Annotated in this window: 7 protein-coding genes; 5 read left to right on the top strand and 2 right to left on the bottom strand. The window is 41.4% G+C overall.

Going from position 1 to position 9,051, the window contains the following annotated elements; translation table 11 throughout:
- Positions 1–372 precede the first annotated feature (372 nt).
- The 5 genes from G7Y42_RS13085 to G7Y42_RS13065 all read left to right on the top strand — a co-directional run bounded on the left by G7Y42_RS13085 (position 373) and on the right by G7Y42_RS13065 (position 5,867).
- Entirely contained in the window at positions 373–1,725 is a 1,353-nt protein-coding gene (locus G7Y42_RS13085) for an NADH oxidase (RefSeq protein WP_165006691.1), read from the top strand.
- Positions 1,726–1,982: 257 nt separating this feature from the next.
- Positions 1,983–2,270 (top strand): DUF5960 family protein, encoded by a 288-nt coding sequence (locus G7Y42_RS13080; protein WP_165006688.1) that lies wholly within the window; start codon positions 1,983–1,985, stop codon positions 2,268–2,270.
- A gap of 252 nt (positions 2,271–2,522) precedes the next feature.
- The gene (locus G7Y42_RS13075; protein ID WP_165006685.1) at positions 2,523–3,221 is read left to right on the top strand and encodes a DnaD domain protein; all 699 of its coding nucleotides are present in this window, start codon (positions 2,523–2,525) and stop codon (positions 3,219–3,221) included.
- Between the two features lie 7 nt (positions 3,222–3,228).
- The gene (gene nth / locus G7Y42_RS13070; RefSeq protein ID WP_165006682.1) at positions 3,229–3,885 is read left to right on the top strand and encodes an endonuclease III; all 657 of its coding nucleotides are present in this window, start codon (positions 3,229–3,231) and stop codon (positions 3,883–3,885) included.
- Positions 3,886–4,136: 251 nt separating this feature from the next.
- Positions 4,137–5,867, top strand: coding sequence for a MucBP domain-containing protein (locus G7Y42_RS13065; RefSeq protein WP_165006679.1), 1,731 nt, complete (start codon positions 4,137–4,139; stop codon positions 5,865–5,867).
- Between the two features lie 107 nt (positions 5,868–5,974).
- Here the strand turns inward: G7Y42_RS13065 and G7Y42_RS13060 are convergent, their stop codons facing one another.
- The gene (locus G7Y42_RS13060; protein WP_165006676.1) at positions 5,975–8,362 is read right to left on the bottom strand and encodes a PBP1A family penicillin-binding protein; all 2,388 of its coding nucleotides are present in this window, start codon (positions 8,360–8,362) and stop codon (positions 5,975–5,977) included.
- Entirely contained in the window at positions 8,352–8,999 is a 648-nt protein-coding gene (gene recU, locus G7Y42_RS13055) for a Holliday junction resolvase RecU (RefSeq protein WP_165006673.1), read from the bottom strand. The genes G7Y42_RS13060 and recU overlap by 11 nt, the downstream gene beginning before the upstream one ends.
- Positions 9,000–9,051 lie beyond the last annotated feature (52 nt).

The following is a 9,051-nucleotide window of genomic DNA, read 5'->3' as shown; positions in this document are numbered from 1 at the left end:
ACTTCCTTTCAGATTGATGTTTTAGACGACTCTATTCTATCGGAATTTTTGTATGTCTGTTTGTTTTTTTACAAAAAAATCTAGGACCGACAGAAAATTCTATCAGTCCTAGAAATTATAGAGCCAAAAAAAGTTAGTTGCTTGAACAATCACTAACTTTTTTTATTTTTTTGTCTTTTTTTCACAAATGATTCGCAAAAGTGCTTTTTTTCACAAGGTAATAGCTTTTAAATCAACATTACTGACTGAGAAAAAGGAAAAATTTACAAAATGTTCTTTGTGAATTCACAAGCATAAAACTGTTGTATACGTTTTATTTTTGTTATAGTGGGTCTTGTCAAAAGACAAATTGCTAATCGGAGGGATCCACATATGAAAGTAGTAGTAATTGGCTGTACGCATGCAGGAACTGCAGCTGTAAAAAGCATCTTAAAAAATCATCCAGAAGCGGAAGTGACCGTATACGAAAGAAATGACAATATTTCATTCCTATCTTGTGGTATCGCATTATATGTCGGAGGCGTAGTCAAAGACCCGGCTGGCTTGTTCTATTCAAATCCAGAAGAATTATCTGCCTTAGGCGCAACTGTAAAAATGGAACATGATGTGACGAATGTCGACACGGAAAACAAGACAATTACAGCAAAAGATCTGAAATCTGGAGACATTGAAACTGTTTCTTATGACAAATTAGTAATGACAACTGGTTCATGGCCAATCATTCCGCCTGTTAAAGGAATCGAATCAGAAAACGTGCTTCTATGTAAAAACTACAATCAAGCAAATGAAATCATCGCTCAGGCAAAAGATGCCAAACGAGTAGTGATCGTTGGCGGCGGTTATATTGGGATCGAATTAGTCGAAGCATTTGTAGAATCTGGCAAACAAGTGACGCTGATCGACGGATTAGACCGGATCTTGAACAAATATTTAGATAAACCATTCACAGATATCCTTGAAAAAGAATTGACTGATCGCGGAGTAACCTTAGCTCTAGGTGAAAATGTGACTGAATTTATCCCTGGTGAAGATGGAAAAGTCAAACAAGTCGCTACACCGACAGAGACTTTTGACGCGGATATGGTGATTTTATGTGTCGGATTCAGACCAAATACGACACTGATCGAAGGCAAAGTAGATACATTGCCAAACGGTGCGATCAAAGTGAACGAATATATGCAAACAAGTGACCCTGATATTTTTGCAGCTGGAGACTCTGCTGTAGTTATCTACAATCCAAGCGGTACGCAAAATTATATCCCATTAGCAACCAACGCTGTACGCCAAGGGCTTTTAGTCGGAAACAATCTGACAGAACACAAAATGGCCTATCGCGGCACGCAAGGAACGTCTGGTCTGTACCTATTCGGCTGGACGATCGGATCAACTGGTGTGACAAAAGAAAGTGCACCTTTGAATGATTTGGATGTCCAGGCAACTTTATTTATTGATAACTATCGTCCTGAGTTCATGCCGACAAATGAAAAAGTCATCATGGAACTGGTGTATGAAAAAGGAACGAATCGTATCGTTGGTGCACAATTCATGTCTAAATATGACATTACGCAATCAGCGAATACATTGTCACTTGCTGTACAAAATAAAATGACTGTAGAAGATCTTGCTCTTTCAGATTTCTTCTTCCAGCCGCATTTCGACCGTCCTTGGAACTACTTGAACCTACTTGCACAAGCAGCATTAGGAGAAATCGAAACAGCCCAATAAGAAAGACAGACGAAAGAGATTGGGACAGAAGTAGTCAGCTTATTTTTCGAAGCCGCAGCTTCTGGAATAATATTCATTCGAAAAAAGGAGAGGTGTGACAAGTCTGTTGTCATACCTCTTCCGTCTTTTTTTGTGGAAAGTACAATTAATTGTTTTTCTTCCGTTTTTTTGTCACAATAAGTACAAAGTCAAAGCTGTTACATAAAAGAACAACCAGACAGTTTTGCTTGATCTCGAAATGAAAGGTGAGAAAGAAGATGAATAAAGAATACTTTGTCCAACAAGATGCGTTTTTAGAAGACTATGAAAAGGTCGCAAAGGAAGCGAATCCAGATATTGACACGTTGGCGGATCAAGTGATCTCCCAGCTCAATGAAACACAAGAGGATTACTACACGATGCCAGCAGAAGTCGCAGAAGATGGAGCGGCTCATCGTTTTCCTTTCAGCAGACGTATCTATTCTGATGAGAATGATGGAACACTGAACACCGAATACACTTACGAAGGACAGCCGTATGTCCTAGAAACTGAGGACGAATTCTAAAGGTGATTTTTTGTCGCCAGATGGACTTATAAAGACAAAAGAGTGTCAGAGTCAGTGAAATGACCTTGACGCTTTTTTGTTTATTTATTCCGAAAAGTGAAAAGGTGCCAATAAAAAAATTAAAGAAACAGTAATCAAAGAAAAGGCATAGGGTGAACGCAATTCTAGCTTTTTGCTAACAATTACAAGAAAACCTGACCTTGCTTCCCCACAGAATTTTACGTATACTGATTTTGAAGCGGGGGAAAAACGATGTTGAATTTAGAAAATTATTTACGTTCCGGCCAAACGGTCATATCCAATCTTTTACTTAAGAATTATCATCATATCGGGTTACAGTCAGATGAATTTCTGTTTGTGCTTCAACTGCATATGGCACAGCTGGAAGGAGATGTATTTCCTGATCTGCAGATGATCGCGATGAATATGGGGATCAAACCAGATCATTTATATCAGATACTGAATCGGCTAGTGAGCAGCGGCTTCATCAGGATAGAAACGACAACGGTCAATGGACAGAAGGCAGATCGTTATGATTTGTTTCCGATCTATGATCATTTGGATCAGTATCTATCCAGTAAAAACCAAAAGCAAGAAGAAAAAAGCCAAGAAAAAGAAATCCAGTCGGTTTATCAGTTGTTTGAGCAGGAATTTGGACGTCCATTGTCTTCGATTGAATTCCAGCGAATCGGCCAATGGTTAGAAGAAGATCATTATCAGCCGGAGATTCTGAAACTGGCTTTGCGAGAAGCAGTTTTGAACCAGGCGTATAGTTTCAATTATGTTGATCGCATTCTGCTGTCCTGGGAGCGGAAAAATTTAAAAACCAAGCAGCAGGTAGAAGAAGACCAGAAACGAAGAAAACAGCAATTACTTCAAAAAGAAATCGACCAGCCAGCACAGCAGGAAGAATTGCCAAAAGTTTCCTTGAAAAACTGGCTGGAAGAATAGGAGTATTATGTTAAGCAAACAAAAAACGATGGAAGCTATCGAAACGATGTATGACATGTTTCCTGAAGCACATGGCGAGCTTCAGCACAACAATCCCTTTGAACTGCTGATTGCAGTGATCCTGAGTGCCCAGGCAACGGATGTATCTGTCAATAAAGCGACACCGGCGTTATTTGCTGCTTTTCCTACGCCAGAAGCATTAGCGAACGCTTCGGTCGAAGAGATCATTCCAAAAATCAAAACGATCGGCCTATATCGGAACAAAGCAAAAAATATCAATGCCTGTGCACATCAGCTGATCGAGCGATTCGATGGACTGGTACCGCAAACAAGAGAAGAACTGATGAGTCTTCCCGGAGTAGGACGTAAAACAGCAAATGTCGTACTGGGGGATGCATTTGGTATTCCGGCAATCGCCGTCGATACACACGTAGAGCGGGTATCGAAAAGACTCAGGATCTGTAAATTGGATGCTTCAGTACTAGAAGTAGAAGAGACATTGATGCGCAAGATTCCCGAATCTCTTTGGGTAAAGACACATCATACACTGATTTTTTTCGGCAGATATCACTGCACAGCAAGAAATCCGAACTGTGAAGCTTGTCCGTTATTGTCTATGTGCCAAGATGGGAAAAACCGCATGCGTCAAAAGAAAGTACTGTAGTGGTTTAAATAGTATAGTGTCGTTTGGATCTTTTCGGTAAATGTTCTAAAAATAAATAGGCAGGTAAACACGTAGGTGGAAGAGGACTCTTTTTCACTTACGTGTTTTTTGCGTTTTTTGCAAAATAATCGTATCAAGAATTGCTAAATCTTCTAATAATTTGATTAGAATTAGAATGAGATTGCATTTTGATGTACGGATTATGATAAAATAATACATGTAATTTAATAATAAAGGAAGGGTGTTGCAAGATGAAAAAAGCGTTGCAGTTAGTGACTGTCATGGCATTTAGCTGGTTGTTTGTAGGCTCTGAATCAGTTTTTGCTCAAGAAGAAAAAGAAAGCAGTACTATTACGTATGAACATGTCGATGTCCAGAATCTCTCACTTGAGGATCGTTCGAAAATCATCGAAGGACCACCGATCGGGATAGCTGACGGGAAAGACCATACGTATACGTTAGTTTATGAAGAAATGTTAGCGGAAAGTGAAAAAAGCACTTTCATTTCTCCCTCATCTGAAGTAAGAAAAGATCCGGATGAACAACCTCGCAATCTTCCGAAGACAAATGAGAAAGTGCCGAATTCGCGATTCTATATTTTTGGGACACTTTTAGTGATTAGTTCAATTCTTGTTTTGGCAAAGAATAAACGCCATCGATCATTCTTTTCGGTGATCATTCTTATTCCTGTTTTAATGACATCGTTACCAAAAACGGCTCGTGCGACTGATATAAGCACTTTAGCAGAAAACGTTCAAGAGGTACTGGCTATCAGTGAAGGATTGACGTATCGACCAAAAACGATCGAAGGCTATCAGTATCTAGGTTATCTTCATACAGTCAAAGAATCGGAAGCAGCTGGCGCAGTAGTACAAGAAAAAGGGGAAGTCCATGTTTCTTACATCGATGAAAATGAACAGCCGTTGTCAGACCCGATCATGATGACGGGTAAGCTAGGCGAATCATATGAAACCGAAGAAAAACAGTTTGAAGGCTATGAGTTGGTGACAGTCAAGGGGATGGCTAAAGGGAAGTACACGAATGAGCCACAATCAGTTATTTATCTCTATAAAAAATCAATAGCAGTAAAAAATGGGCACGTTACAGTCTATCACGAAGATGAGGAAGGTAAAGAACTTGCGTCATCAGTCATCATCCAAGGACCGGTAGGCAGCGAGTATACGACTGAACCTATCGTTATAGAGAACTATGAACTAGCAGATGTCTCTGGAGAAAGCACGGGGACTTTCTCCGAAGCAGCCCAAATAGTGACTTACCACTACCGCTATAAAAAAGGAACAGTTTTGGTAAAGCATATAGATATCGATACGGGTGAGCAGGTCGCAGAAGATAATCTTGTAGAAGGAAAAATAAATGAGTCTTTCAAGATCGATGCTCTGGAAATTGACCAATATGTATGGAAGCAAACGACAGGCGATTCAATCGGCTATTTCACAGAAACCCCTCAAGAAATCGTTTTTCAGTATAGAGCATTAGGAACCGTCAATATCCGTTTCAAACAACGGATCATTGACTGGCGAAGTTCTGCGCGTCCCGCACCTTATCAGATTATTGATCCAGTGGGAAGATACTATCCAGTAAGACTGGATATGGAAGGATCGAGAGAAGCAGAAGTCGTGGAAGCAGAAATCACTGACATGATCAAAAACGGCGTTTCCTTTATTGGGGAAAAAGGCGCACCTGTCGAAGAACTGGATCAGCTGATTGACCGCTACAATGGGTTTGATCCCAAAGAATTTGTTTGGCATTACATTTTCTGGGACAAAGATGATACATGGAATGGCGAAAATCCGATTCCGCGTCCCGAATCGGTATTCGACAAAAATGAGTACCTTTTATCCGACTATACAGGAAATGATTCTTATGGACCGGGCATCATCTATCCAGACGATTACGATGGCACTTACAAAAAAGGTTCTCAGGATATCACATTGATTTTAGTTGAATTGATCTATGGTTGAAAGTGAATCTTATTGACTAGGTAAACTAAAAAATGCCCGAACTACTTGTGAGAAGTAGTTTGGGCGTTTTTTTTGACGTTGTTAACTGTTGTTTGATAAATAAACGTTTACCTGCTGCCAGCCGTTGAGTTGCTTGCTGGCGCATCACTTCCAGCGTTGTTTGCTGGTGTTTCTTCAGAAGAAGCTGGCGGAGCAGACGAATCAGCTGGTGCAGATGAAGCAGGCGCTGAGCTTTCGGCGGTCGAAGAAGGAACGCTTGAAGAAGCTGGCGGTTCCTCGCTGCTTACCGATGTACTGCTTTCAGATGAACTCGATGTGGTCGATTCAGGGACGCTGACCGAGCTTTCCGGTACGGAGTTCACTGTCTCAGAGCTTGCAGGAGTTTCTGCAGAGCTAGATGATGGAGTGACTGGGACCGAGGAGTAAGAGTTGGCAGTTCTCCGACTGTATTGATCTTTGAAATAAAGTTCTCTACCTGAACGAACCAGTCCGCTTGGCATTTCCCAATCGGTATTTGGCACATTTGCCGAAACGTACTGCATCAGCTCCCGGTAAACATCAGAAGCAACATGAGAGGATTCTGACGTGACCGGCGTCATCTTGTTGTTATACCCAGTCCATACAGAGATCGAGTAGTTCGGCGTATATCCGGCAAATAGAATATCAGGATATACACCGGAGGAGATACCTAATTTTGCGTACTCATCGTCTGTATAATTCGATGTCCCTGTTTTCCCGGCTTGATAAAGACCAGAGATCTGAGCATTTGAACCAGTACCTCTCGAGATCGTATCTTTCAGAATATCTGTGACCATATAAGCTGTTTCTGGAGACATCGCTTTTTTTCCATCTGCTTCATAGGTTTCTTCGGTGCCGTCTTGGAAAACGATCCGGTTGACATACTGCGGTTTGTAATACGTTCCGCCATTTGCAAACGCGGCATATGCTGCAGCCATTTTCAAGGATGAAGCACCGTATTTTGTCCCGTCTTGCTTCTCGGTATTGCTTGAAATCGCATTTGACTGATGGATGGTACTGTATTCGATACCTAATCCGTTCAAGAAAGAAGCAGCTTTGTCCGCTCCGACTTCGTTGAAGAGTTTGACAGCTGGTACGTTACGTGACAAGTAGAGCGCCTGACGTAAAGTGATCGTCCCCATGTACTGGTTGTCCCAGTTTCCGACAGGTGTGGAAGTCCCTTCATAATTGTAAGGGGCGTCCGTAATCGTTTTTCCTGTAGAATATTTCAGATATTCGAAGGCTGGACCATAATCAGTGACAGGCTTCATCGTCGACCCGAAATCTCGGGAAGTGTTGACTGCCAAGTTGTTACCTAGTGTGACATCATCAGCGATATGCCGTCCGCCGATTTGGGCTTTGACTTCGCCTGTATTGACATCGATCAGTGTAGAGGCAACTTGCATTTCATCATCAGGATAAGTGACGTATTCATCTGTATTGACAATATTATAAAGTTGTTTTTGTGCATCGAGGTCAAGGTTAGTGTAAATGTCAAGTCCATCAGTGAAGACATTTTTGTCTGTTTTTTCCTGTACTTCATTGATCACTTCTTTGACGTAATTATCGACGATCTTTGTATTGTCGTCTCCTTGTTTTATTTCTTGAAGCCCGTCTGTGACTGGTGTATTCACCGCAGTATCGTAATCTGACTGGGTGATCTTTTCATTTTGCAGCATCGTATACAAAACTGTATCCCGCCGTTTCTTTGCTTGTTCTGGATAAGCATAAGGATCATAAGCGGAAGGGGCTTGCGGCATTCCTGCTAAAAGAGCTGTTTGCGGAAGTGACAACTCTGACAGTTTTTTGCCGAAATAGGTTTCTGATGCAGTTTCCATTCCGTAAAGCCCATTGGACATATAGACTTTATTCACGTAATATGTCAAGATTTCTTGTTTTGATTTTCGCTGCTCTAGTTTGACAGCCATCCAAGCTTCCTGTGCTTTACGTTTCAGCGTCTGGTCCTCTGTACTTGTTGAGAAGAAAGAGAGTTTGATCAGTTGCTGCGTCAGCGTACTTCCGCCTTGCAGACCGCCAGATGTGAAATTCGACAGAGCTGAACCAATGATACGGATCGGATCGACACCGATATGTTTATAAAAACGGCGATCTTCGACTGATACGATCGCATCTTCTAGCGTTTGAGGAAGTTCATTCGCTGAGATTTTTTCTCTTTTTTCTGCGCCGAGATCTTCAAAAAGCTCACCATCTTGGGTATAGAGTTTTGATGAGACCGTTGCATCCAGCTTTTTGTCCGTTAAATCAGGAGCATCTTTTGCGTAATACCAGAAGAGACCCACACCAGCTAGAAACAGGATACAAATAAAAGAAAGGATCCCCAATAAGATACGGATGAAAAGTCCTTTTTTGTTCTTTCCGGATGGTTTTCCAGAGCCTCTTTTAGAACCACTGCTGCTTCTTTTTTTAACAGCTGGGTTCGTTTGGCGCCTAGAAGTCCTCGTTTGTTCATTTGCCATTCTTTCTTTCTCCTTCAATAGATAATGTTAATATGTGACGATCAACGGCATCCAGATAAGGAATACGAGGGGAGTAACCTGTTTCGATCTCGATCCCGATCTCTTCGATCAGAGCGAGAGGGAGTGATTTCCGTCCTTGTTCCTTTTGAGCGTGCCAATACTTGATCAAATACTTACTATCCAAATAAAAACAGCGCTTCAGAGTAGAAAACCACAGCAAAACAAAACAGATCCCGTTTTGCTGGAGACAAGCTTCCATGTGAGTAATCTGATGTGCGTGAAAATTCTTAAAAGGAAAAGAGGTTTTGTTCTTTGTTTCTTTTGCCTCGAAATCTAAATAAAAACCCTGATAAACCCCATTGTAATCGGTAGTGGATGCCTGAGTGAAGTAGGCTTCTTTTATGACAGCTGCACTACGTCTGGGGTAGTCTACTTTCACGATTTGGATAGGGGTCGGTTTTTTATGGATCACAGCCATGCCCCGGGAAAGATAGTACTCGTTGCTTTCGTTGATTGCTTCTTCAAAGCACATGCCTCGATTGCCGAATTCAACTGAGGGTTGTCTTTTTCCTTGAATTTTTTTGTTTGGCGAGGCATCCTTATAATAAGGTTGGCCGTTTGGATAGCGTAATACCATCTTTAATCACACTCCTAGGCCACATTATAGCAAAAAAGCGTAAAGAAAGAAA

Source organism: Enterococcus sp. ZJ1622 (assembly GCF_011038845.1).
GTDB lineage: Bacteria > Bacillota > Bacilli > Lactobacillales > Enterococcaceae > Enterococcus_B.
Note: the sequence above shows the minus strand (reverse complement) of the source record. Positions and strands in the feature narration are given on the sequence as shown.

What these genes read in the sequence shown, in the direction of transcription:
- G7Y42_RS13060 (WP_165006676.1), bottom strand. Translation starts at nt 8,362, where the DNA reads ATGGCAAATGAACAAACGAGGACTTCTAGGCGCCAAACGAACCCAGCT.
- recU (WP_165006673.1), bottom strand. Translation starts at nt 8,999, where the DNA reads ATGGTATTACGCTATCCAAACGGCCAACCTTATTATAAGGATGCCTCG.
- G7Y42_RS13065 (WP_165006679.1), top strand. Translation starts at nt 4,137, where the DNA reads ATGAAAAAAGCGTTGCAGTTAGTGACTGTCATGGCATTTAGCTGGTTG.
- nth (WP_165006682.1), top strand. Translation starts at nt 3,229, where the DNA reads ATGTTAAGCAAACAAAAAACGATGGAAGCTATCGAAACGATGTATGAC.
- G7Y42_RS13085 (WP_165006691.1), top strand. Translation starts at nt 373, where the DNA reads ATGAAAGTAGTAGTAATTGGCTGTACGCATGCAGGAACTGCAGCTGTA.
- G7Y42_RS13075 (WP_165006685.1), top strand. Translation starts at nt 2,523, where the DNA reads ATGTTGAATTTAGAAAATTATTTACGTTCCGGCCAAACGGTCATATCC.
- G7Y42_RS13080 (WP_165006688.1), top strand. Translation starts at nt 1,983, where the DNA reads ATGAATAAAGAATACTTTGTCCAACAAGATGCGTTTTTAGAAGACTAT.